At 43.2% G+C, this 250-nt stretch carries 1 protein-coding gene; it reads left to right on the top strand.

The features are described 5' to 3' along the window. Nucleotides 1-250, top strand: a 250-nt coding sequence (locus tag AC2FA3_RS15430) for a hypothetical protein (protein ID WP_490510357.1), incomplete at both ends; no start/stop codon positions are given.

The raw sequence follows: 250 nt of genomic DNA, 5'->3' as shown, positions 1-250 counted from the left end.
CAATAATTCCGGGTTATATACCAGTTGCAGATGACGTACGTCATGGTACTTACGGCTCACAAGATACCGACATGGCATTTACTTACCGTGCAGGTAGCGATACCCAATCTAAGGCTATCATTCCATTGGGCGACTTGATGGATGGTGATGTAACTGAAGTTTCAACAGCATCAGACGAAGGCAGAGTTGAACCTGTAAGCAACACTTCAAATAATACTCAAGATTCACAAACTGAATACCCTAACTACGG

Source organism: Janibacter sp. CoH_79_TC_3 (assembly GCF_058197955.1).
The sequence above is the reverse complement of the archived record's forward strand: the minus strand, read 5'-3'. Positions and strand labels throughout refer to the sequence as shown.